This is a genomic window from Streptomyces sp. NPDC036815 (assembly GCF_055609205.1).
Window position 1 is genome coordinate 229,098 of sequence record NZ_JBVJPW010000010.1, and the last position, 21,114, is coordinate 250,211.

Consider the following 21,114-nt stretch of genomic DNA (forward strand, 5'->3'; position numbering starts at 1 on the left):
GGCGGCAGATCAGCCCGCGTTCTGCTCCTCCGCGAGGATCCGGTCGAGCGCCTCGTCGAGGTGGGTGTCGAAGTCGGCGAGCAACCGCTCCTGCCCGAGCGGCACCAGCCTGTCCGTACGGTCGAGGAAGGCGAGCAGCGGCGGAATGCCCACCCGGAACAGCGCCTGGTCCGCGCCGACCTGAAGCCTGATCAGCGCCTCGTCGAGCAACCCGGAATCGGTCGGCTCGACCCTCACATCCCCCTCCCCGCACGGCCTCCCCACCCCGTCGATCAACAACTCCCGCCCAAAGGTCCAGGTCACCGGGGCGTCCCCCGGCAGATGGAACGTCAGCTGCACGGCATAGGGGTCGTCGATCTCGTAGCGCAGCTCCACCGGGATGCGAAACGACAGCTCCTCGGAAACAAGGAAGCTCATCATGACCTCTGCCTGAACCGTCTCGCCCATCGCGCCTTACCCCGTCACGTAGCCCTCGAGGAGCCAGAGACCGACTCCCTGGCACCCTTGGCATCTTGCTCAACGCGCACACCAGATCACAAGGAGTGAGTTTTCAGATGCTGATAGAGAAGGCGAGTGTCCCTAGTAGCTTTCCGAGTTCACGCTGCAAACGCTGGGCTGCGGGCAGCAACCGATCGGCCTGGTAGGCGGGTACAGAGATGGCCATGGTCGCGGCGGTGTCACCCACTGTGATCGGAATCGCCGCGCAGACCGTGCCGAGCGCGTACTCCTGACGCTCCACGACGGGCTGCATCGGCTCCCTCGCTTCGAGTCGCCGCATGAAGGTGCGGTCGTCCCGGACCGAATAGCGAGTGACCGACCGGACCGGATAGCGGTCGAGGTGGTCCAGCCGCGCCTCACTGTTGAGTTGACCCAGCAGACACTGCCCGATCGCGTGGGCGTGCCCCGTCTCCCGGAAGTCCGCCCACTCCTCGACGGCGGGATTGCCCGGTGTGTCCGCGACGGCCACGAGGTCGATCTCGCCCTCGCGGTAGACCGCGAAGTACACGGGAACCCCGATGGTGTCGCGCCAGTGCGCCAGGGTCTCCTCGATCGCGCCACGCCGGTTCTGCTGCGCCCCGCTGCTGCCCAGCCGCTCGGCCGCCTCGCCGAGTACGAACACGCCCTTCTCCCTGCGCAGATAACCCTCGTGGGTGAGGGTGCGCAGCAGGTGGTAGGCGGTGGGGAGGGCAAGCCCCGCCTCCCGTGCCAACTGCTTCGCGGGCGCCCCGCCTTGATGCGCGGCGGCGGCTTCCAGCAACCGCATCGCCCGCTGTACGGAGCCGATGAGGGTCGGTCCGACGGAGGCGGTGGTGGCGTCGGCCGCTGCGGTGGGGGCATCCGCCGGTACGGCTGTGTCGACCGGTGTGGCGGACGCGTCGGCCGGTGCAGGGGTGGCGTCAATCGCTGAGGTGGTGGCGTCGACCGCAGCCAAGGTTCACTCCCGAAGCGCGTGAGGGGTCCGCCCGTGCCCGCAGGAGCGAGCGAAGGGCAGTGCACGTGCACCCGTCCACGGAGGGTCGACCTCCGCGTCGGATTCCGGACTCTAATCCTTGGCCACCGCTCTACGGCTCCGCTCGGGAAAACTTCCCCCTGCCGAGGGAACCGTTGCGAAAAATCACCCCTGCGAGGTCACCGGTTTCGGGCCCGCGGTCACCAGTCGGTGCGGGACGAAGAGGAGCCGGATATGAACTTCCGTACGACATAGATGAGTCCACCGACCAAAGCTACGAATAGCAGGGCCTTGAACAGCAGTCCGACCACGAATCCGACAACGGTCGCTATCACGCTGCCGAAGACGACGAGTGCGATGACGGGCACGGCCACCCACTTCACCCACCACGGCATTCCCGCAAAGATCTCCTTGGCTGCCATCGTCCTTACCTCTCTCCGCTCTGTCCGCACTTCCGCGCTCTTCGCATCGGTGCGGGTCTCTGAATCTCCGCAGGTTCCCGGCTTCTCGCATTCGATGCTAGGGCGCCAAAGGGCTCCGCGGGGGCCGCGGAGCCCTTGTCCTCCCCTGATCCGACCCTTAGAGAACCCCGAGGTCGCAGCCCTGAAGAGGTCAGCCTGCGGAGGGAGCTCGGACTCTCAGGACTCGGGCGGGGAGAAGACGACGAGTACGCGCAGGTCCTCGCTGATGTGGTGGAACTTGTGGGCCACCCCGGCCGGCACGTAGACGACGCTGCCCCGCGCCACCTGCGTGGTCTCCATGCCGACCGTGATCGAGGCACGGCCACTGACGACCATGTACACCTCGTCCTGCTGGTGCGGCTGCTGCGGGTCGGGCTCGCCGGCATCCAGTGCGTACAGCCCGACCGACATGTTCCGCTCACGCAGGAACTGCAGATACGCGCCGTCGTTCGCGGCGCGTTCCGCCTCCAGCTCGTCCAGTCGGAAAGCCTTCATCGCTCTCGTACACCCCTCGCTGATGCCCGTAGGACCGCCGGTGGGCCTGTCACTGGTCGCGGACCCCCACGAGCCGACCGTTCCCGGCCCGTGTCTGCCACGATCAGACACATGAAGAATTTTGTAGTCAAGACGATCGCCAACGCAGCGGCTCTCGCCGTCGCCGTGTGGCTGCTCGACAAGATCACCCTCACCGGCGACAGCACGGGCAAGAAGGTGGGCACGCTCATCGTTGTCGCCCTGCTCTTCGGGCTGGTGAACTTCCTGGTCAAGCCGGTGGTGAAGGTCCTCACCTTCCCCTTGTTCATCCTGACGCTCGGCCTGATCACCTTCGTGGTCAACGCCCTCATGCTGCTGCTCACCTCGTGGCTGGCCGACAAGCTGGACGTGAGCTTCCACGTCGAGGGCTTCTGGACCGCCGTTCTGGGCGGCCTGATCATCTCGATCGTCTCGTGGGCCATGAACGTCGTCCTTCCCGACGACAAGGACTGATCTCGACGGACAGTCGAGGGTCCCGGGGGAGCAAGGGAGCCGAGGGGCTCGCGGGTGTGTCCGAGAATGCTGGGGACGGCGAGCCGTAGCCTGCTCGGCGTTGTGTGTTTGTGCATTCGTGCATTCGTGCGTTTGTGCGTGAAGCAGTGGAGAGGCGGGCGGCATGACGGAATCGGGACCCATAGGCGACGGTGCGCCGCGCATCGGCGACGGCACGCGGGCGGTGCGGGCCGGGCTGCCCGAACCCGTGAAACACGAGCCGACACTGCCCGGGCCGGTATTCGCCGCCCACTTCCACCTGTCCGGTGACCCCACGGGCGGGTACGCCTACGGCCGTGACGACAACCCCACCTGGACGCACCTGGAGCGCGCCATCGGCGAGCTCGAGGCACCGGACTCCGCCGACGACGTCGAGACGCTGGTCTTCGGCTCCGGCATGGCCGCCATCTCGGCGGTGCTGTTCTCCCAGCTGCGCGCCGGTGACGCCGTGGTCCTGCCGGACGATGGCTATCAGGTGCTTCCGCTGGTCCGCGAGCAGCTCACCGCGTACGGCATCGAGGTGCGCACCGCCCCGACCGGCGGCGACGCCCAACTCGACGTCCTGGACGGCGCCAAGCTGCTGTGGATCGAGACGCCCTCCAACCCCGGCCTCGACGTGTGCGACGTGCGGCGGCTCGCCGACGCGGCACACGCGCGTGGCGCCCTGGTGGCCGTCGACAACACCCTGGCGACGCCGCTCGGCCAACGCCCCCTCGAACTCGGCGCCGACTTCACGGTGGCCAGTGGCACCAAGATGCTCACCGGCCACGGCGACATCCTCCTGGGGTACGTCGCCTGCCGGGACGCACAGCTGACCGCCTCCGTACGGAACTGGCGCAAGATCGTCGGCGCGATCCCGGGGCCGATGGAGGCCTGGCTCGCCCACCGTTCGCTCGCCACGCTCCAACTGCGCGCCGACCGCCAGAACGCGAACGCCCAAGCCCTCGCCGAGGCCCTGCGCGACCGCGCCGAGGTGTCCGGACTGCGCTATCCCGGATTGCCCGACGACCCCTCGTACAAGATCGCCTCGCAGCAGATGCGGCGCTTCGGGTGCGTGGTCTCGTTCACGCTGCCCACGCGCGCGCGTGCCGAGCGTTTCCTCGAGGCACTGCACCTCGTGGACGACGCCACGAGTTTCGGCGGGGTGCGGTCCACGGCCGAGCGCCGCCGTCGCTGGGGTGGAGACGCCGTTTCGGAGGGCTTCATCCGCTTCTCCGCGGGCGCCGAGGATCCCGACGATCTTGTGGCGGACGTGCTGCGGGCGCTGGACGAGTCGGCCGAGACGGCGGGCTGACCGCGCGGACCACCTCGCCACCCCGGACCGCCTCGCCACCCCGGACCGCCTCATCGCCCCGGACCGCCTTTCCGAGAGCGCGGCGGCGCCCCGGTCATAACGGTCCGAGCCTCCCTCTCCCGGCTCGGACCGTGGCCACACCGCTCGGGCGTACGAGCGGCTGCTGCGCGTCGGCGTCGACTGGGCTTGATGGGGGCGCGGCCGGTCCGCGATGTTTCACGTGGAACAGTCCGGGCCACATTCCCCCCATGACCGTCCGACCCGTGGTCAAGCGCACCGCACGCGCCGTCCTGCTGGACGGTGACGACCTGATCCTGATCAAGCGCACCAAGCCCGGTGTGGATCCGTACTGGGTCACCCCCGGTGGTGGCGTGGAGGCGGAGGACGACTCCGTCGTCGACGCGCTCCACCGCGAGGTCCACGAGGAGCTCGGCGCCAAGATCACCGACGTCGTGCCGTGTTTCGTCGACACCGTGGAGCACATCGGCGAGGACGGTGGTGCGACCGGAGTGAAGGTGCAGCACTTCTTCGTCTGCCGTCTGGAGTCCATGGACACCAGCCAGCGGCACGGCCCCGAGGTCGAAGAGCCGTGCGGCGAGTACGAGATCGTGCATGTGCCCTTCACCCGGGTCGGCATCGCCTCGGTCCACCTCGTACCGCTGTCACTGCGGCACTACCTGGACGGCAATATCGAGGGCGTACGCGCGATGCACGCCCCCGACCTGGGGTAGGTCCTGTCCGGCCCTACGGCGCCGCCATCAGTTCCTCGACGGAGTCGTGGCGGATCCGCCCCTCCGGGATGCCGATGTCGCGCAGGGCGTCCACCCCGTTGCGAATCATGCCGGGCGGACCCGAAAGATAGGCGTCGTACTCGTTCCACGGCCCGTACTCGCGCACGGCGTCCGGCAGTTGGGCCCGCTGGTCGACGATCGGGCGCACGGCCAGCCACGGATGGGTCTGCTGCAGTCGCAGCATCGTGTCGATGTCGTACAGGTCGTGATCGGTACGGGCCCCGTAGAACACCTCGACCGGGCGGCGACGGCCGTGCTCGGCCACGTCCTCGACGAGGGCCTTGATGGGCGCGATGCCGGTGCCACCGCCCAGGCAGAGCAGCCCGCTGTCCGTGGTGTGGTCGACGGTCATCGAACCGGCGGGCGCGCCGAGCCGCAGCACGTCACCGGGGCGGGCGTGATGCACCAGGGCGTTGGAGACCCAGCCGGCCGGTACCGCCTTGACGTGGAAGGACAGCAGCCCGTCGGAGCGAGGCGCCGACGCGAAGGAATAGTGGCGCCAGATCCGCGGCCACCAGGGAGTCTCCAGGCTGGTGTACTGCCCGGCGAGGAAGGGGTACGGCTGGTCGGGCCGGACCGTGACGACCGCTATGTCCGAGGTCCTGAGATCGTGCGAGACGACCTCGGCGAACCACCAGGCAGGGGCGCGCAGTTCGTCCTCGGCGGCCGCGTCGATCATGATCTGGGAGATCGTCGTGTACGTCCGGACCCAGGCGGCCTCGGTCTCCTCGTCCCAGACCGCGCTCGCGTACCGGCTCAGGGAGCCGATCAGGCACTCGCCGACGGCCGGGTAGTGCTCGGGCTGGGTGCCGTACTTGCGGTGCCCGCGGCCGAGGTTCTTCAGATACGAGACGAGCACGTCGGTGTGGTCGATGTGCTCGGCGGAAGTCAGCAGTGCCTTCAGGATCCGGTCCCGCTGGGTGTCCATCGCCGCGGGGAACAGGGCGCGCAGATCCGGGTGGCGGGTGAAGAGCAGCGCGTAGAAGTAAGAGGTGACCTGGTCGGCGACGGGAGCGATCTCGGCCATCGTGCGCTGCACCAGGACCGCGTCGGGAGAGGCCTTCCCCGCGGGCTTCGCCGTTGGGGTGGGCATGGGCGGCGAGGCCGGGTGCGGCTGAGGCGCCGAGGTCTGAGGGGCTGAGGGCTGCGGAGCCGGAGTCTGAGGAGTCGGAGTCTGAGGAGCCGGTGCCTGAGGAGGCGCGGCGGTGGGTATTCGCTCGTCGGCCGGCTCCGTGGCGGGCGTCGGTGCGGAGGTGTCGGTCGGCTGCCGCTCGCCGTCCTGGGGCCCCTGCGGGGGCTTGCGCGGGGTGAACCATCCGCTCCCGTCGCTGGAAGTGCCGTCGTCAGCCGACATGGTGGTCGGAGCGTCCATGCTGTGCCTCGCCTCGAACATCTCTCGGTCGGTCTGCGTACTCCCTGCCGGAAGCTGCCTGCTTTCCCCGCTCTGCCTCGACGGCCGTTACGGCCACATTGAACCCCGGCTTCCCGGACCCTACGGACAAGTAGGTCGAGAATGTGACATTGGCCGCAGTCGTCTCACGGCAGCATCCCATTACCTGCCGTCGCGCCGCCCCCATAACGGCAAGTACGGGTTCTGGATCTTTTCGCCCCGTTAGGCTTCTTTGCCTGCGTGCGTGCCCCCCGGAGTGCGAAGTGGCGCACCCGGCACGAACCGTGATCGACCCTACCGGCAGCCGCCGAACGCACAAGACCTTCTACCCTGCGCCTGCAATTCCATTGCCTCCTCCGCCAATTACCTCAATTACCGGTCGTGCCGGACCAATTCGTATGCCTTCCGCAGATCCCGCCCGACATACGAGTGGGTGGCCAGTCTCACCAGCCGCTGATCCGCATTGACCGCCACAGAAACGGGCACGACGCCGAACAACTCCAGGTCGGAAAGCGAGTCCCCATACGCGACGCAATCGCTCCGCCCCACCCCGAACTCTTCACAGAGGCGGTTCGCGATCTTCACCTTGGCCGCCGCGTTCAGAATGCCCGTCGGATCGACCGGCTCGGTGAACGGCACGGCCGGGAAACGCGATCCGTGTGCGGCGTGCGCGCCCCACCCGGTGAGCCGCTCCACGAAGAACGACGGCGAGAGAGACACGACAGCGCAGTAGTCCCCGCTCTCCCGGATCTCGGCCCATGTCTCCCGGATGCCGGTGAGCCAGGGCGCCCCGTCGAAGGCCGCCGTCACCTGTGCGTCCGTGAGCTCCGCCCACAGGGCGTGCACCCGCTCCGCGTACTGCGGTGAGTCGATGTGCCCCGCCACGAAGTCCCGCTCGAGCTCGGCGATCTCCGCGTCCAGGCCGAGCTGCCGCGATATCTCCACGGGGGCCGCTGTGCCGTGCAGCAGCGTTCCGTCCAGATCGAAGAGGTGTAGGCGTGCCATGCCGCCGAGGCTAGTACCCACGGTTACGCCCGCTGCCGGACGCCCCTGCCCTCGCTGCTGGGCACCGTGTTTCACGTGAAACACAGCCACCCAATCAGGGGCAAGGTGGCCGGAACCAGCGTGCTTCTGCCCACAAACGGGTGGACGCCGAGGATGTACGTCAGACAGCCTGACCCGCGTGTCGACACCTTCCCTCTCCGCACTGCCCATCCGCCGACTGACGCCCCGCGATCTGCTGGCCTGCGCCGACCTCTCCGAAGACCGGGGCTGGCCGCGTGAAGAACACAAGTGGGGTCTGCTGCTGTCGGCCGGAACGGGCTACGGCATCGACGACCCCGATGGCAACGGCCTGATCGCCGCCTATGTAGTGACCCGGTACGGCGCTCAGGAGCGCCCCGATCTGGCCGCGATCGGCATGGTCCTCGTCGCCGAGCGATACGCGCGCCAGGGCATCGGCCGTCAGCTGATGGAGTACGCCGTCGAGGAGGCGGGCACCACCCCGCTGACTCTCCACGCGACGCCGTTCGGCCGCCCTCTCTACGAACAGCTCGGCTTCAAGGTGATCGGCCGGGCCGAGATGGTCAGAGGGCACCTCACCCCCGCCGGACCGCTGCCCGACATCGCCACCCGACCGGCCACCGCGGAGGACCTGACCACCGTCCTCCGGCTCGACACCGAGGTCTTCGGTCACGACCGGATGCATGTGATCACCCGGCTCCCCGCCTTCACGGACCAGTTCCGGGTCGCGGTGGCCGACGGCGAGATCGTCGGTTACGCGGGTGCCTGGCCCAACATGGAGACCCATGTCGTGGGCCCGCTCGTCGCGCGGGACACCGAGACCGCGAAGGCGCTCGTCGCCTCGCTCGCCGCACACACCGAGCGTCCGCTGCGCACCGACATCGACGTACGGCACGAAGAGTTGCTGACGTGGGTGAAGGAGAGCGGCCTGGAGCACGTCGCCGACAACGCCGTCATGGCGTACGGAACGCCGGAGCTGCCCGGCGACTGGACCCGCCGCTTCGCGCCGCTGACGGTCGCCGCCGGCTGAGTCGGCCGCCCTGACACAGAGAGGCCCGTGCCCCAGGGTCCGGGGGACGGGCCTCTCTCGTACGCGCGTGCCTTATGCGAGGGCCTCCACGGCCGCCGTGGCGAAGCCGTGGTCCTGCTCGGGAGCGCCGCCACCGACGCCGACGGCACCGATCAGGCGGCCGTCGCGGTGGACCGGAACCCCGCCCGCGATGAAGAGCAGGGGACGGTCGAGGGCGGTGGGCAGAGTGTGGAAGAGGCCGCCGGGCTGCACCGCGTCGACGAGGTCGGCGGTCGGGGCGTTCAGCTGCAGGGCGGTGTAGGCCTTGCGGGTGCTGGTCTCACCGGAGATCAGGACGGCCCGGTCGTCCCGCCGGAAGGCGAGGAGGTGGCCGCCCGCGTCCAGGACGGTGACGCTGACCGTCACGCCGGCGGCGTCGGCCGCGCGACGGGCCGCGGTGACGAGTGCCTCGGCGTCCTCACTGGTCAGCGGGGCGACGGCGGTGGCGTGGGTGGTGCTCATGAGGGAGTTCTCCTTGCGGGGTGGTGCTGGGGGTGGGGGAAGTGGGGGACGGGAGCCGGGGGAGTCAGTGGTGGACGGGCGTCGGCTGCTCGACGGGCACGGATGACACTCCCGCCACACTCGTCTCACCCGTCGTACTCGCACCCGCACCCGCACCCGCACCCGCACCCGCCAAGACAAGGCCGGAACCTCCGGAGCGACGCTCCAGCGCCGCCGAGACGAGTGCCAGGACGAGGGCGGAGGCGGCGAGCACCGCACCGACCCAGTTCGGGGCGGTGTAGCCGAGACCGGCGGAGATGACGAGCCCGCCGAGCCACGCCGACAGCGCGTTGCCCAGGTTGAAGGCGCCGATGTTGACCGCGGAAGCGAGCGTCGGGGCGCCCGAGGCGTAGTCCAGGACACGCTTCTGCAGCGGCGGCACGGTCGCGAAGCCCAGGGCTCCGATCAGCAGGACGGTCACGGCCGCCGAGACCTTGTTGTGCGCGGTGAGGGTGAACAGGCCGAGCACCAGGGCGAGGGAGCCCAGCGTCACGTACAGCATCGGCATCAGCGCACGGTCCGCGAGCCGTCCGGCGACGAGGTTGCCGCCGACCATGCCGAGCCCGAAGAGGACGAGCAGCCAGGTGACGGAGGAGTCCGCGTATCCGGCGACGTCCGTCATCATCGGCGTGATGTAGGTGATGGCCGCGAAGACACCGCCGAAGCCGAGCACCGTCATCGCCATGGCGAGCAGCACTTGTACGTTGCGGAAGGCACCGATCTCGTCGCGCAGCCGCACGCCTTCGGGCTTGGGCAGGTCCGGTACGAGCTTGGCGACTCCGAGGAGGCCGAGGACGCCCAGGGCGGCGACGAGCACGAAGGTGGTCCGCCAGCCGATGGCCTGGCCGACGAGCGTGCCGAGCGGAACACCGACCACGTTGGCCACGGTGAGGCCCGAGAACATCATGGCGATCGCCCCGGCCTTCTTCTCCGGAGCGACCAGTTCGGCCGCGACGACCGAGCCGATGCCGAAGAAGGCGCCGTGGGCGAGGGAGGCGACGACGCGGCCGGCCAGCATCACGCCGAAGACCGGGGCCACGGCGGAGAGCAGATTGCCGACGACGAAGAGGCCCATCAGGAGCATCAGCATCCGCTTGCGCGGGATCCGGGTGCCGAGGGCGGTCATCAGGGGAGCGCCGAGCACGACGCCGAGGGCGTAGCCCGTCACGAGGAAACCGGCCGTCGGGATGGAGACACCGAAGTCACCCGCGACCTCGGGAAGCAGCCCCATGATCACGAACTCGGTGGTCCCGATCCCGAAGGCCCCGATCGCGAGAGCCAGAAGCGCGAGAGGCATGGATCTACCTTTCAAACGATTGCAGGTGCGCTTAACGTGCGTCCACAATAATTGCAGACGCGGGATATTTGCAAGCGCTGGATATTGCATCGGTGGACTACTCTGGGTGCAGCCACTCCGGGACGGAGGAACAAGAGCCATGACAGCGACAGACCCCGCACTCACCGCGCTCGCCCAAAGCTGGTGCGCCCTCTCCCTGCTCCACGGGAAGATCGAGGCGCGTGTCGAGCGCGCGCTCCAGGCCAAGCACGGCCTGAGCGTGCGGGAGTACGGACTCCTCGACGTCCTCAACCGCCAGCACGACGGCGAGGGCGGCCACCTGCAGATGAAGCAGGTCGCCGACGCCGTGGTGCTGAGCCAGAGCGCGACCACCCGCCTGGTGACCCGGCTCGAGGAGCGCGGCCTCCTGTCCCGCTACCTGTGCCCCACCGACCGCCGCGGCATCTACACGGACGTCAGCGAGACCGGCGCCGCGCTGCTCGCCGAGGCGCGTCCCACCAACGACGCGGCCCTGCGCGAGGCACTCGACGAAGCCGCGCAGAACCCGGAGCTGGCCCCGCTGGTCAGGGCCGTCGAAACGCTGCGCGTACCGGCTTAGCGGTTGTCGATGACCAGCCGGGAGCGGTCACGGAAGGTACGCCCCGGGCAGCGCGAGCGATCCACATAGGCTGCGGCCATGGGAGAACTCGAAATCCGCCCCGCCATAGCCGCAGATCTGTCCGCCATCGTGGGCATGCTCGCCGATGACCCCCTGGGCGCCGCGCGCGAGTCGCCGGACGACCTCACTCCGTACGCCACCGCGTTCGAGCGACTGGCCGAGGACCCGAACCAGCACCTGGTCGTCGCCGAGCGCGAGGGCCGCGTCGTCGGCACGCTCCAGCTCACGATCGTCCCGGGACTCTCCCGGAAGGGCGCCACTCGGTCGATCATCGAGGGCGTACGTGTCCACGCCGACGAGCGCGGCAGCGGGCTCGGCACGCGCTTCATCGAATGGGCCGTCGAGGAATCCCGCCGCCAGAACTGCCAGTTGGTGCAGCTGACCTCCGACGCCACCCGTGTCGACGCCCACCGTTTCTACGAGCGGCTCGGGTTCTCGGCATCCCACGTGGGCTTCAAGTTGCAGCTCTGAGGGACACGACGAGGCGGCTTGTTTCACGTGAAACAAGCCGCCTCGTCGTGCTATCCCCAGGAATGCGTCTACGGGAAGCCGCGCCACCCCTGCAGGTCCACCCCGCCAGGGACCGGCGCCCCCTCGTCGTACGGCGTGCGGGTGAAGACGAACGACCCCAGGTCGAGGTGGCTCACCGAACCGTCCACCCGCCGCACCGCCCGCAGCAGCTCCCCCGCGTAGTAGCCGTTGAGCCCCGTCCAGGTGCCGTCCCCGTTGGACCGGAACCGGGCTTGGCGCCCCGCCCCGGAGAGCGGGCCCACCTCGACCCCGCCGTCGGCCGTCAGCCGGAGCGCGAGCACCTGAGTCCCCCAGTACCAGGGTCCCGCCAACTCCAGCGCCTTCTCGTCGACTTCGGTGAGCGGCCGCCACGGCTCGGGGATGCGGGGCTCGGCGTCGGCCACGATCTTCACCAGGTCCACGGCCAGCGCCGCCACCTGCGGCCCCGACGTGCAGTTGGCGAGGGCGACCGTGGCCAGCCCGTCCGCCTCGCTCACCCACAGAGCGGCCACGAAGCCCGGAAGCGACCCACCGTGCCCGGCCAGGCTGCCCCTCTCCCACCGCAGCAGGTCCAGGCCCAGGCCGTACGCCCTGTCCCATTCCCCCGACTGCAACGGCGCCGACGGCGTCCGCATCTCCCGTACGGACTCCAGGCACAGCACCCGGTCATCGCCCTTCAGCAGGAAGGCCCCGAAGCGCGCCAGGTCCGCCGCGGTGGACCACAACTGCCCTGCCGGAGCCATCAGCCCCAGATCCTCGACGGGCTCGGGCATCATCACGTCCGCCCAGGGGTGCACGGCGAAGCCACCCGCGTGCGGTGCCTGAGGCTGTGCGCTCGTACGGCTCAGGCCCAGCGGTTCGAGCACCTCACGGCGCAGCACTTCCTCCCACCGAACGCCCCGCAACGCCTCCACCAGCGAACCGAGCAGCGTATAACCGGGATTGGAGTAGTGGAAACGACGACCCGAAGGGTGCTTGAACGGGTCCTGACCCAGTACGTCGGCGAGCTCCGGACGCGTCGAGCCGGGCGTGCGCTCCCACCATGCCCCAGGCGTCTCCGCGGCCAACCCGGCGGTGTGGGAGAGGAGTTCAGCAATGGTGACCTCTCCCGCTCCGGTCCCCGGAAGATGCTTCTCCAGCGGGTCGCCCAGGTCGAGCACGCCCTCGTCCCGGAGTCGCATGACCAGCACGGCGGTGAAGGTCTTGGTGATCGACCCGATGCGGTACTGGACGTTCTCGTCCGGTGCGTGCCCGTCCACCATGCTGCGGCCGCCGCTCCACACCAGCTCGCCGTCCCGGGCCACCGCGGCGACCAGCGATGGGGTCCGGCCCTCCGTCTGCGCGGTGGCGACGCGGTGCAGCAGGGATCGGCGGGTGAACGGGAGGAGCTCTTCATGGGGTGTTGTCATGAATCCAGTTGACCTGGGAGTCGTCGCCGAGTCGAGCGAATTCGTACCCGTACCCCGTCGGGTCAGGTCTCCCAGGGCATCGAGCCCGCGACCCGCCGCGTGGCGACGTTGATCCGGTCGAACATGTTGGACACGCCGACGGCGAGGACGATCGCGGCCAACTCCTGTTCGGTGAAGTGCTTCGCGGCCTCGTCCCAGACCGCCGCCGGCACCGGATCGGGCCGGTCGGCGAGCCGGGTGGCCGCCTCCGCGAGGGCGAGGGCGGCGCGTTCCGCGTCGGTGAAGCAGGCCGTGTGCCGCCAGGCGGCCACCGCTGAACGCTGCTCGTCCGTGACGCCCGCCGCTCCGGCACTCCGCGCGCTCGCGTCCACACAGACGCTGGATCCGTTGATCTGGCTCACGCGCAGTTGCACCAGCTCGATCGTCGTCTGGGGCAGGCCTTGCTTCCTGGCGATCCCGGACAGGACCAGCAAGGGCTTCATGGCCTCGGGGATGACCACGGCGGGGTTCTGCATACGAGCCTGCATTGAGTGTTCTCCTCAAGCGTCTGCCCGGCGCCGCTGCCTGCCGAAGCGACGTCGTGGTGGTCCGTCACTGCACCGACGAATCGCGACGCGGGAGTGTGAGCGGCGTCGGCGACCAGAGCCCGGCCGCCGTACCGTCGCGCAGGTGCCGCTCGTAGGTGACGACCTTGCCGTGGATGACGTCCAGGCAGGCGCCGAGGTCGTCGATCTTCGCGCGTACGGCCCGTTCGTGCTCCTGCAGGAGCGCCAGACGGTCCGGCTCGTTGCCGGGACCGGAGCGCACGAGCGCCGCGAATTCCCGGATCGTGGCGATCGGCATGCCCGAGTCCCGCAGCCGACCGCACAGCAGAAGCCAGTCCACATCGGCCTGTTCGTAGACCCGTTGTCCCCCGCCGGTACGTGGGATCTCCCGCAGGAAGAGCCCCTCCCGCTCGAAGAACCGCAGCGCGTGCACGCTCAGACCGGTCGCCTCGGCGACCTTCCCTATGGACAGCCCACGCTCCTTGGCGTCGGGCCGTCCGCCCGCATCCTCACTCATGCCGCGACCGTACAGATCCCTTGACCTAGCGTGCGGTCCAGGTTTTAGCGTCCAATCCATGATCACCGAACAGCAGAAGCTCGGCACCGGATTCGGCGCCCGCAGCACGGCCGACGACGTGCTCGCGGGCGTGGACCTGGCCGGCACCACGGCCCTGGTCACCGGCGGCTACTCCGGTCTCGGGCTCGCGGCCACCCGGGCCCTGGTCCGTGCGGGAGCGCATGTCGTCGTCCCCGCCCGCCGCCCCGAGACCGCGGAGAGCGCCCTGCGCGGTCTCCCCAGAACCGAGGTGCACACCCTCGACCTCGCTGACCAGGACAGCATCCGCGTGTTCTGCGACCGCTTCCTCGAGAGCGGCCGCTCCCTCGGCGTCCTCATCAACGGCGCGGGCGTGATGGCCTGTCCGGAGACGCGCGTCGGCCCGGGCTGGGAAGCTCACTTCGCCGTCAACCACCTCGGGCACTTCGCGCTGACCCAGCGCCTGTACCCGGCGTTCGCACCCACCGGCGCGCGGGTCGTGGCCGTCGCCTCCTCAGGACACTTCCTGTCCGGCATCCGCTGGGCCGACCTCCACTTCCGCACCGGCTACGACCGATGGCTGGCCTACGCCCAGTCCAAGACCGCCAACGCCCTCTTCGCCCTGCACCTCGACCGCCTCGGCGCCGACCGCGGCCTGAGCGCCTTCGCCGTGCACCCCGGCAGCATCCTCACCCCGCTGCAGCGCCACATCCCCCGCGAGGAGTGGCTCGCCCAGGGCTGGGTGACGCCGGACGGCACGCCGGCCGAGGGATTCAAGACGCCGGAACAGGGCGCGGCGACAGCGGTCTGGGCGGCGACGTCGCCGTTGCTGAACGGCCGCGGAGGGGTGTACTGCCAGGACTGTGACATCGCCGAGCAGGCCACCACCGACGACATGCTGACCGGCGGCGTCAAGCCCTGGGCCGTCGACCCCGACGCGGCATCCCGGCTCTGGGACCTCTCCTGCGAACTCACCGGTCTCAGCGCCTTCTGACGCCGGGCCAGGCGCGCGACCGCCCCTCGGAGCCCGGTCCCCTGAGATCCGCCAGGCCAGGTGGGGAGATCAGGTTTCGTCGAGACTCTCGGAATACCCGGATCCGCAAGGAGGTTCAGAGGGTGCCCCATACAGGGCGGTGTCCTCCCCAGGTGCCGGGCGACTGTCCCCAGGGGCGAACGAAGGAAGGGTGGGAGATGAAGTCCGTCATCCGGACGGCTGCCGGGGGCCCCGAGGTCCTCCAGCTCGTCGAGCGTCCGGTGCCCGAGCCCGGCCCCGGCGAGGTACGGGTCCGTGTGCACATCTCGGGCGTCAACCCCACCGACTGGCGTAGCCGCAGACGCGCGCTGCCGCAGGGCATGAACGAGCAGGTGCCCCACCAGGACGGCGCCGGGGTGATCGATGCCGTCGGTTCGCAGGTCGACCCGGAGCGGCTCGGACAGCGGGTGTGGATCTGGGAGGCCGCGTGGGAGCGGCCCTGGGGGACGGCACAGCAGTACACACTCGTCCCCGACCGGCATGCCGTCGCCCTGCCCGACCACGCGCCGTTCGAACTCGGCGCCGCCCTGGGTGTTCCGGCCCTGACCGCCCACCGCGCGCTGACCGTTCATGACAGCGGACCGGGGCGTATCGCGCCCGGCACCCTGCGGGGCACCACCGTGCTGGTGGCGGGCGGCGCCGGTGCTGTCGGCAACGCGGCCGTCCAACTCGCCCGCTGGGCCGGAGCGCGTGTCATCACCACGGTCAGCAGCCCCGCCAAGGCCGCGCTGGCGCGCGCGGCCGGGGCCCACCGCGTGGTCGACTACCGCACGCAGGACGCGACCGCCGAGATCCTGGACTTCGCCCCCGGGGGCGTCGATGTCGTCGTGGAGGTCGCACCGGGCGCCAACACCGAGCTCGACATCGCCGTGGCCGCCCGGGGTGCTGTGGTGGCCTACTACTCGGGTGGCGAGGGCGAACATCTTTCCGTCCCGGTGCTCTCCTCGCTGTCGGCGAACCTGCGCTGGCAGAGCGTCTTCGTCTACACCGTGCCACCGGCGGCGAAGCAGCAGGCAGTCACCGACGTCGCGGCGGCCGTAGCCGCGGGGGCGCTGCGGGTGGGCGAGGAAGCCGGGCTGCCGCTGCACCGCTTCGCGCTGGAGCGCGTCGCTGACGCCCACGCCGCGCTTGAGCAGGGTGTCGTGGGGAAGGTCCTGCTCGACATCCCGTGACCGTGGCACCGGCCGCTCGGCGTCGTGTACCTGTGTCCCGTCGCGTCGGAGCTGTCTCTCGGTCTTGATTCCTCACCTCAGGCCTGTGGCTGTCAGGGCGCTTCAGGCGCATCCTGTGCAGTGCGCGGAGTGGGCACGCGTGGGTTCTGGCCGGCCAGGAGGAATGCATGGAGAGCGCTCCGAGCAGGACGGCGATGTTTGCGGCCGTGTCGCGTGGATTGTTTCGCCTGGAGACAGCGTCGCCGTGGGTCCTGGATGACGTGCTGGCCCTGGTGCTTGTCGGTCCGGTATGGCGGGAGCTGCGAGACCGGTTCGATCCGCTGTTCCCCGACCCGGTCCGTCGCGAGTCCCGCGCGGCTGTCTGCACCCGCAGCCGGTACGCCGAGGACCGGCTGGCTGCCGGCGCCTTCACGCAGTACGTGATTCTTGGCGCGGGGCTCGACTCGTTCGCGTGGCGGCAGCCGGATCTGCTCGGCTCGCTGACGGTGTTCGAGGTTGATCATCCTGCTTCCCAGGCCTGGAAGCTCGATCGGGTCAGGGCGCTCGGCCTGCCGCTCAGCGACTCGCAGGTGTTCGTGCCGGTTGATTTCGAGGCCGAACCGCTTCAGGACGTTCTGGGCGCGGCCGGGTTCGACTGGGCGCAGCCGACGATGTTCTGCTGGACGGGTGTCGCTCCCTATCTGACGGCGCAGGCGATCGAGTCGACGTTGCGCACGGTCGCGGCGGCTGCTCCCGGGTCTGAGGTGGTGTTCTCCTACCGGGCCGAGGACTCTGTGCTGGACGACCTGGGAACGGAGTTCGCCCGGATCTACACACCGATCGCGGCTTCTGCCGACGAGCCTCTTCAGCCCGGCTGGCCGGTGATCGAGATCGACAGGCTGATCGGCCGGTGCGGGCTGGAGGTCGTGGACCATCCCGCACGTGCAGACCTCCAGCAGCGGTATTTCGCCGGCCGTACCGATGGGCTGCGGCCCTATACCTTCGAGACCCTGGTGACCGCGCGGGTCACCTGAACGAACGCAGCTCCGCGCTCATCAGGGGAGCGCGGCACGGGCCTGCCGACCTCTGTCTTACGAACCTACGACCCTGCAGATCAGGTCTGCGCCATGTCCACGAAGCGCGAGTAGTGCCCCTGGAAGGCGACCGTGATCGTCGCCGTCGGGCCGTTACGGTGCTTGCCGACGATGATGTCCGCCTCGCCCGCGCGAGGCGACTCCTTCTCGTACGCGTCTTCACGGTGCAGCAGGATCACCATGTCCGCGTCCTGCTCGATCGAACCGGATTCACGCAGGTCGGAGACCATGGGCTTCTTGTCCGTGCGCTGCTCGGGGCCACGGTTCAGCTGCGAGAGGGCGATCACCGGCAGCTCCAGCTCCTTGGCCAGGAGCTTCAGGTTTCGCGACATGTCCGAGACTTCCTGCTGACGGCTCTCGGACCGCTTGGAACCGCCGGACTGCATCAGCTGCAGGTAGTCGATGACGACGAGCTTCAGGTCGTTGCGCTGCTTGAGGCGGCGGCACTTGGCGCGGATCTCCATCATCGACAGGTTCGGCGAATCGTCGATGTAGAGGGGGGCGGCCGAGACGTCCGGCATGCGCCGGGCGAGACGGGTCCAGTCCTCGTCGGTCATGGTGCCGGAGCGCATGTGGTGCAGCGCCACCCGCGCCTCGGCGGACAGCAGACGCATCGCGATCTCGTTGCGCCCCATTTCGAGCGAGAAGATCACGCTCGGCATGTTGTGCTTGATCGAACAGGCTCGGGCGAAGTCCAGTGCCAGCGTCGACTTACCCATGGCGGGCCGGGCCGCGATGATGATCATCTGGCCCGGGTGCAGACCGTTGGTGAGCTGGTCGAGGTCGGTGAAGCCGGTCGGAACGCCGGTCATCTCCCCCGACCGCGAGCCGATCGCCTCGATCTCGTCGAGAGCGCCCTCCATGATGTCGCCGAGCGGCAGATAGTCCTCGGTGGTGCGCTGCTCGGTGACCGCGTAGATCTCGGCCTGGGCGCTGTTGACGATCTCGTCGACGTCGCCGTCGGCCGCGTATCCCATCTGGGTGATCTTCGTGCCGGCCTCGACGAGGCGGCGCAGCACCGCGCGCTCGTGGACGATCTCCGCGTAGTACTCGGCGTTCGCCGCGGTCGGAACCGTCTGGACCAGCGTGTGCAGATACGATGCGCCGCCGACCTTGGTGATCTCACCGCGCTTGGTGAGCTCGGCCGCCACGGTGATGGGGTCGGCCGGCTCGCCCTTCGCGTAGAGGTCGAGGATCGAGGCGTAGATCGTCTCGTGCGCGGGGCGGTAGAAGTCGTGGCCCTTGAGGACCTCGACGACATCGGCGATGGCGTCCTTGGAGAGCAGCATGCCGCCGAGCACGGACTGCTCCGCGTCGAGATCCTGCGGCGGAACGCGCTCGAACGACGACCCTCCGCCGTCCCAGCCGCTGTCCCTGCCGCGATCGTGCTGCTCGTCGCGGCCCCGTCCTCCGTCGCGGCGCTGACGGGATACGGGCAGACGGTCACTGGGACCGCTGTCGGCCCAGGGGTCGTCCAAAGGCTCGGAGATACTCACCGGGCCACCTCCTCCCGTCCGCCGAGCGGACCTCGCCGTGCCCCTCTTTCCTACGGCACGACACTGACAAATAAGGGGGCCCAACTCCGGTTCTGACGCGTCGGTTTTTCGGGGTTTCCGAGGTCGTACGACGAGGCGGGCGCCGGTCCACGGTAGGCCTGTGGGCACCGTCAGCCAATCTGGTTATCCACAGGCGGTGTGGATGACGGACCCTATGCTGTGGAGAACTCCGCCAAACCTGTGCACGGGCCGGTGGACAGCCCTGTGAACAAGCCCTCAGCGTCTTTCACACAGCGGCTCTGACCTGCACGTTTCCCGTCCACCGGCTGTGCAGAAGAAAAACTTCCCCAGTCGGACCAAGATCATCGGAAACCAGGCGTGACGGCGCGCCAAAGGACGGCTCAGGTAAGGGTCGCAATAGCATTGCATCTCTTACCTGTGGAAGATTACATTGGTGTCCATGACACAGGCTCCCGCGGCACCCAGGGCCGCCCGGCGACGGCACGACCGAGAGATCATCGCGCTCGCCGTTCCCGCCTTCGGCGCACTCGTCGCCGAGCCCCTCTTCGTCCTGGCCGACAGCGCCATCGTGGGGCACCTCGGCACGGCGCAACTGGCCGGTCTCGGCGTCGCCTCGGCACTCCTGACCACCGCGGTGAGCGTCTTCGTGTTCCTCGCGTACGCCACCACGGCCGCTGTCGCCCGCAGGGTCGGGGCGGGAGACCTCCCGTCCGCCATCCGCCAGGGCATGGACGGCATCTGGCTCGCGCTCCTCCTCGGTGCCTCCGTCATCGCCGTCGTCCTGCCCACCGCTCCCGCTCTCGTGGAACTCTTCGGCGCATCGGACACCGCGGCCCCGTACGCCGTCACGTATCTGCGGATCTCCTCGCTCGGCATCCCCGCCATGCTCGTCGTCCTCGCCGCCACCGGTGTGCTTCGCGGTCTGCAGGACACCCGGACCCCGCTGTACGTCGCGATCGGCGGCTTCGTCGCCAACGGCGCCCTCAACGTCGGCCTGGTCTACGGCGCGGACCTCGGCATCGCCGGCTCCGCCTGGGGCACCGTCCTCGCCCAGTGCGGCATGGCCGCCGTGTACCTCTACGTCGTCGTCCGCGGCGCGCGGCGGCACGGCGCCTCGCTGCGTCCCGACGCGGCCGGGATCCGGGCCTGTGCACAAGCCGGTGCGCCCCTCCTGGTCCGCACACTCTCACTGCGGGCCATCCTGATGATCGCGACCGGTGTGGCCGCCCGTCTCGGCGATTCCGACGTGGCCGCCCACCAGATCATTCTGTCCCTGTGGAGTTTGATGGCCTTCGCGCTCGACGCCATCGCCATCGCCGGGCAGGCGATCATCGGGCGTTATCTGGGCGCCGACGACCCGGAGGGCGCGCGCGCCGTCTGCCGTCGGATGGTGGAGTGGGGCGTCGCCTCGGGATTCGTCCTCGGCCTGCTGATCGTTCTCGCCCGGCCGCTGTTCATCCCGCTCTTCACCGGCGACGCCGCGGTGCAGGATGCGGCGCTGCCCGCTCTCGTGGTGGTGGCCATCGCCCAGCCGGTGTGCGGCATCGTCTTCGTCCTCGACGGAGTCCTGATGGGCGCCGGTGACGGGCGTTACCTTGCCTGGGCCATGATCGTCACGCTGGCCGTCTTCACGCCGGTCGCCCTGCTCGTGCCGACCTTCGGCGGCGGCCTGACCGCGCTGTGGGGGGCGATGACACTGATGATGGCGGTTCGGATGCTGACCCTGTGGCTGCGCTCCCGCTCCGGGCGCTGGATCGTCACGGGCGCCACGCGCTGAACGTCTGCGGGTGCTGTTTCACGGGGGTGCTGTTTCACGTGAAACAGCACCCCCGTGAAACACGTCGGGCCGCACCCCGAAGGGTGCGGCCCGACATGTGCTTCAGCTCTGCCAAGCGCAGTGCTTAGGCGGAGACGACCTCGACGTTGACCTTCGCGGCAACCTCGGGGTGCAGACGCACGGACGTCGTGTGGGCGCCCAGGGTCTTGATCGGCGAACCGAGCTCGACGCGACGCTTGTCGACCTTCGGGCCACCGGCAGCCTCGATCGCCGAAGCGATGTCAGCCGGGGTGACGGAGCCGAAGAGACGACCGGCGTCGCCGGAGCGGACGGCCAGACGGACCTTGACACCCTCGAGCTGGGCCTTGATCTCGTTGGCCTGCTCGATGGTCGCGATCTCGTGGATCTTGCGCGCACGACGGATCTGCGCGACGTCCTTCTCGCCACCCTTGGTCCAGCGGATCGCGAAGTTCCGCGGGATCAGGTAGTTGCGGGCGTAGCCGTCCTTGACGTCTACGACCTCGCCGGCGGCGCCGAGGCCGGAGACCTCGTGGGTGAGGATGATCTTCATTTTTCGGTCACC

Annotated in this window: 23 protein-coding genes; 10 read left to right on the top strand and 13 right to left on the bottom strand. The window is 69.3% G+C overall.

Annotated features, from left to right (window positions below; translation table 11 throughout):
* Positions 1–9: 9 nt before the first annotated feature.
* From ACZ69I_RS22035 to ACZ69I_RS22050, 4 genes are all read right to left on the bottom strand, one after another.
* Positions 10–447: an SsgA family sporulation/cell division regulator gene (locus ACZ69I_RS22035; protein WP_470834075.1), complete on the bottom strand. Its 438-nt coding sequence runs from the start codon at positions 445–447 to the stop codon at positions 10–12.
* A gap of 103 nt (positions 448–550) precedes the next feature.
* Positions 551–1,264 (bottom strand): IclR family transcriptional regulator, encoded by a 714-nt coding sequence (locus ACZ69I_RS22040; RefSeq protein WP_470834166.1) that lies wholly within the window; start codon positions 1,262–1,264, stop codon positions 551–553.
* 386 nt (positions 1,265–1,650) lie between these two features.
* Positions 1,651–1,872, bottom strand: coding sequence for a DUF5326 family protein (locus ACZ69I_RS22045; RefSeq protein WP_361719010.1), 222 nt, complete (start codon positions 1,870–1,872; stop codon positions 1,651–1,653).
* Between the two features lie 216 nt (positions 1,873–2,088).
* The gene (locus ACZ69I_RS22050; RefSeq protein WP_470834077.1) at positions 2,089–2,406 is read right to left on the bottom strand and encodes a cupin domain-containing protein; all 318 of its coding nucleotides are present in this window, start codon (positions 2,404–2,406) and stop codon (positions 2,089–2,091) included.
* A 111-nt stretch (positions 2,407–2,517) separates the two neighbouring features.
* On the opposite strand from ACZ69I_RS22050, the gene ACZ69I_RS22055 reads away from it, so the two are divergent.
* The 3 genes from ACZ69I_RS22055 to ACZ69I_RS22065 all read left to right on the top strand — a co-directional run bounded on the left by ACZ69I_RS22055 (position 2,518) and on the right by ACZ69I_RS22065 (position 4,962).
* A complete protein-coding gene (locus ACZ69I_RS22055; RefSeq protein WP_470834079.1) occupies positions 2,518–2,898 on the top strand; it encodes a phage holin family protein in 381 nt (126 codons plus the stop codon).
* Positions 2,899–3,061: 163 nt separating this feature from the next.
* Complete coding sequence (locus ACZ69I_RS22060) at positions 3,062–4,231, top strand: cystathionine gamma-lyase (RefSeq protein WP_470834080.1); 1,170 nt, start codon at positions 3,062–3,064, stop codon at positions 4,229–4,231.
* 248 nt (positions 4,232–4,479) lie between these two features.
* Entirely contained in the window at positions 4,480–4,962 is a 483-nt protein-coding gene (locus tag ACZ69I_RS22065) for an NUDIX domain-containing protein (protein ID WP_467679123.1), read from the top strand.
* A 13-nt stretch (positions 4,963–4,975) separates the two neighbouring features.
* Here the strand turns inward: ACZ69I_RS22065 and ACZ69I_RS22070 are convergent, their stop codons facing one another.
* Both ACZ69I_RS22070 and ACZ69I_RS22075 read right to left on the bottom strand, forming a co-directional pair.
* The gene (locus tag ACZ69I_RS22070) at positions 4,976–6,415 is read right to left on the bottom strand and encodes a globin domain-containing protein (protein WP_470834083.1); all 1,440 of its coding nucleotides are present in this window, start codon (positions 6,413–6,415) and stop codon (positions 4,976–4,978) included.
* A gap of 369 nt (positions 6,416–6,784) precedes the next feature.
* The gene (locus ACZ69I_RS22075; protein ID WP_470834085.1) at positions 6,785–7,417 is read right to left on the bottom strand and encodes an HAD family hydrolase; all 633 of its coding nucleotides are present in this window, start codon (positions 7,415–7,417) and stop codon (positions 6,785–6,787) included.
* 178 nt (positions 7,418–7,595) lie between these two features.
* On the opposite strand from ACZ69I_RS22075, the gene ACZ69I_RS22080 reads away from it, so the two are divergent.
* Complete coding sequence (locus tag ACZ69I_RS22080) at positions 7,596–8,465, top strand: GNAT family N-acetyltransferase (protein WP_470834086.1); 870 nt, start codon at positions 7,596–7,598, stop codon at positions 8,463–8,465.
* A 72-nt stretch (positions 8,466–8,537) separates the two neighbouring features.
* Here the strand turns inward: ACZ69I_RS22080 and ACZ69I_RS22085 are convergent, their stop codons facing one another.
* Together ACZ69I_RS22085 and ACZ69I_RS22090 are read right to left on the bottom strand one after the other, a co-directional pair.
* A complete protein-coding gene (locus ACZ69I_RS22085; protein WP_467679131.1) occupies positions 8,538–8,966 on the bottom strand; it encodes a GlcG/HbpS family heme-binding protein in 429 nt (142 codons plus the stop codon).
* 64 nt (positions 8,967–9,030) lie between these two features.
* Positions 9,031–10,302: an MFS transporter gene (locus tag ACZ69I_RS22090; RefSeq protein WP_470834088.1), complete on the bottom strand. Its 1,272-nt coding sequence runs from the start codon at positions 10,300–10,302 to the stop codon at positions 9,031–9,033.
* Between the two features lie 139 nt (positions 10,303–10,441).
* On the opposite strand from ACZ69I_RS22090, the gene ACZ69I_RS22095 reads away from it, so the two are divergent.
* Positions 10,442–10,900, top strand: a complete 459-nt coding sequence (locus tag ACZ69I_RS22095; RefSeq protein ID WP_389716103.1) for a MarR family winged helix-turn-helix transcriptional regulator — start codon at positions 10,442–10,444, stop codon at positions 10,898–10,900.
* A 78-nt stretch (positions 10,901–10,978) separates the two neighbouring features.
* Positions 10,979–11,431, top strand: coding sequence for a GNAT family N-acetyltransferase (locus ACZ69I_RS22100; RefSeq protein WP_470834091.1), 453 nt, complete (start codon positions 10,979–10,981; stop codon positions 11,429–11,431).
* A gap of 68 nt (positions 11,432–11,499) precedes the next feature.
* Here the strand turns inward: ACZ69I_RS22100 and ACZ69I_RS22105 are convergent, their stop codons facing one another.
* From ACZ69I_RS22105 to ACZ69I_RS22115, 3 genes are all read right to left on the bottom strand, one after another.
* On the bottom strand, positions 11,500–12,879 hold the full coding sequence (locus ACZ69I_RS22105; protein WP_470834093.1) for a serine hydrolase domain-containing protein: 1,380 nt from the start codon (positions 12,877–12,879) through the stop codon (positions 11,500–11,502).
* A 62-nt stretch (positions 12,880–12,941) separates the two neighbouring features.
* The gene (locus ACZ69I_RS22110) at positions 12,942–13,406 is read right to left on the bottom strand and encodes a carboxymuconolactone decarboxylase family protein (protein ID WP_467679140.1); all 465 of its coding nucleotides are present in this window, start codon (positions 13,404–13,406) and stop codon (positions 12,942–12,944) included.
* Between the two features lie 64 nt (positions 13,407–13,470).
* The gene (locus ACZ69I_RS22115) at positions 13,471–13,941 is read right to left on the bottom strand and encodes a MerR family transcriptional regulator (protein ID WP_470834095.1); all 471 of its coding nucleotides are present in this window, start codon (positions 13,939–13,941) and stop codon (positions 13,471–13,473) included.
* A 58-nt stretch (positions 13,942–13,999) separates the two neighbouring features.
* Between ACZ69I_RS22115 and ACZ69I_RS22120 the strand changes: the two genes are divergently transcribed.
* From ACZ69I_RS22120 to ACZ69I_RS22130, 3 genes are all read left to right on the top strand, one after another.
* Positions 14,000–14,953 carry an SDR family NAD(P)-dependent oxidoreductase gene (locus ACZ69I_RS22120; RefSeq protein WP_470834096.1) on the top strand — a complete coding sequence of 318 codons (954 nt, stop codon included), beginning with the start codon at positions 14,000–14,002 and terminating at the stop codon, positions 14,951–14,953.
* A gap of 197 nt (positions 14,954–15,150) precedes the next feature.
* Positions 15,151–16,164, top strand: coding sequence for an NADPH:quinone reductase (locus ACZ69I_RS22125; RefSeq protein ID WP_470834098.1), 1,014 nt, complete (start codon positions 15,151–15,153; stop codon positions 16,162–16,164).
* 167 nt (positions 16,165–16,331) lie between these two features.
* Positions 16,332–17,177, top strand: a complete 846-nt coding sequence (locus tag ACZ69I_RS22130) for a class I SAM-dependent methyltransferase (protein WP_470834100.1) — start codon at positions 16,332–16,334, stop codon at positions 17,175–17,177.
* Positions 17,178–17,257: 80 nt separating this feature from the next.
* On the opposite strand, the gene dnaB is transcribed toward ACZ69I_RS22130, so the two are convergent.
* A complete protein-coding gene (gene dnaB, locus ACZ69I_RS22135) occupies positions 17,258–18,733 on the bottom strand; it encodes a replicative DNA helicase (RefSeq protein ID WP_470834102.1) in 1,476 nt (491 codons plus the stop codon).
* A gap of 460 nt (positions 18,734–19,193) precedes the next feature.
* Here dnaB and ACZ69I_RS22140 point away from each other — a divergent pair, with 460 nt between their 5' ends.
* On the top strand, positions 19,194–20,531 hold the full coding sequence (locus ACZ69I_RS22140) for an MATE family efflux transporter (protein ID WP_470834104.1): 1,338 nt from the start codon (positions 19,194–19,196) through the stop codon (positions 20,529–20,531).
* A gap of 124 nt (positions 20,532–20,655) precedes the next feature.
* Here ACZ69I_RS22140 and rplI read toward each other — a convergent pair whose 3' ends face one another.
* Positions 20,656–21,102 carry a 50S ribosomal protein L9 gene (rplI, locus tag ACZ69I_RS22145; RefSeq protein ID WP_389716134.1) on the bottom strand — a complete coding sequence of 149 codons (447 nt, stop codon included), beginning with the start codon at positions 21,100–21,102 and terminating at the stop codon, positions 20,656–20,658.
* Between the last annotated feature and the right edge of the window lie 12 nt (positions 21,103–21,114).

Bases quoted from the DNA above. Each gene is read 5' to 3' on its own strand.
- ACZ69I_RS22040 (WP_470834166.1), bottom strand. From the start codon at position 1,264: ATGCGGTTGCTGGAAGCCGCCGCCGCGCATCAAGGCGGGGCGCCCGCG.
- ACZ69I_RS22100 (WP_470834091.1), top strand. From the start codon at position 10,979: ATGGGAGAACTCGAAATCCGCCCCGCCATAGCCGCAGATCTGTCCGCC.
- ACZ69I_RS22075 (WP_470834085.1), bottom strand. From the start codon at position 7,417: ATGGCACGCCTACACCTCTTCGATCTGGACGGAACGCTGCTGCACGGC.
- ACZ69I_RS22085 (WP_467679131.1), bottom strand. From the start codon at position 8,966: ATGAGCACCACCCACGCCACCGCCGTCGCCCCGCTGACCAGTGAGGAC.
- ACZ69I_RS22050 (WP_470834077.1), bottom strand. From the start codon at position 2,406: ATGAAGGCTTTCCGACTGGACGAGCTGGAGGCGGAACGCGCCGCGAAC.
- ACZ69I_RS22120 (WP_470834096.1), top strand. From the start codon at position 14,000: ATGATCACCGAACAGCAGAAGCTCGGCACCGGATTCGGCGCCCGCAGC.
- ACZ69I_RS22105 (WP_470834093.1), bottom strand. From the start codon at position 12,879: ATGACAACACCCCATGAAGAGCTCCTCCCGTTCACCCGCCGATCCCTG.
- ACZ69I_RS22090 (WP_470834088.1), bottom strand. From the start codon at position 10,302: ATGCCTCTCGCGCTTCTGGCTCTCGCGATCGGGGCCTTCGGGATCGGG.
- ACZ69I_RS22125 (WP_470834098.1), top strand. From the start codon at position 15,151: ATGAAGTCCGTCATCCGGACGGCTGCCGGGGGCCCCGAGGTCCTCCAG.
- ACZ69I_RS22035 (WP_470834075.1), bottom strand. From the start codon at position 447: ATGGGCGAGACGGTTCAGGCAGAGGTCATGATGAGCTTCCTTGTTTCC.
- ACZ69I_RS22115 (WP_470834095.1), bottom strand. From the start codon at position 13,941: ATGAGTGAGGATGCGGGCGGACGGCCCGACGCCAAGGAGCGTGGGCTG.
- ACZ69I_RS22065 (WP_467679123.1), top strand. From the start codon at position 4,480: ATGACCGTCCGACCCGTGGTCAAGCGCACCGCACGCGCCGTCCTGCTG.
- ACZ69I_RS22055 (WP_470834079.1), top strand. From the start codon at position 2,518: ATGAAGAATTTTGTAGTCAAGACGATCGCCAACGCAGCGGCTCTCGCC.
- ACZ69I_RS22070 (WP_470834083.1), bottom strand. From the start codon at position 6,415: ATGTTCGAGGCGAGGCACAGCATGGACGCTCCGACCACCATGTCGGCT.
- ACZ69I_RS22060 (WP_470834080.1), top strand. From the start codon at position 3,062: ATGACGGAATCGGGACCCATAGGCGACGGTGCGCCGCGCATCGGCGAC.
- ACZ69I_RS22095 (WP_389716103.1), top strand. From the start codon at position 10,442: ATGACAGCGACAGACCCCGCACTCACCGCGCTCGCCCAAAGCTGGTGC.
- rplI (WP_389716134.1), bottom strand. From the start codon at position 21,102: ATGAAGATCATCCTCACCCACGAGGTCTCCGGCCTCGGCGCCGCCGGC.
- ACZ69I_RS22140 (WP_470834104.1), top strand. From the start codon at position 19,194: ATGACACAGGCTCCCGCGGCACCCAGGGCCGCCCGGCGACGGCACGAC.
- ACZ69I_RS22110 (WP_467679140.1), bottom strand. From the start codon at position 13,406: ATGCAGGCTCGTATGCAGAACCCCGCCGTGGTCATCCCCGAGGCCATG.
- ACZ69I_RS22130 (WP_470834100.1), top strand. From the start codon at position 16,332: ATGGAGAGCGCTCCGAGCAGGACGGCGATGTTTGCGGCCGTGTCGCGT.
- ACZ69I_RS22045 (WP_361719010.1), bottom strand. From the start codon at position 1,872: ATGGCAGCCAAGGAGATCTTTGCGGGAATGCCGTGGTGGGTGAAGTGG.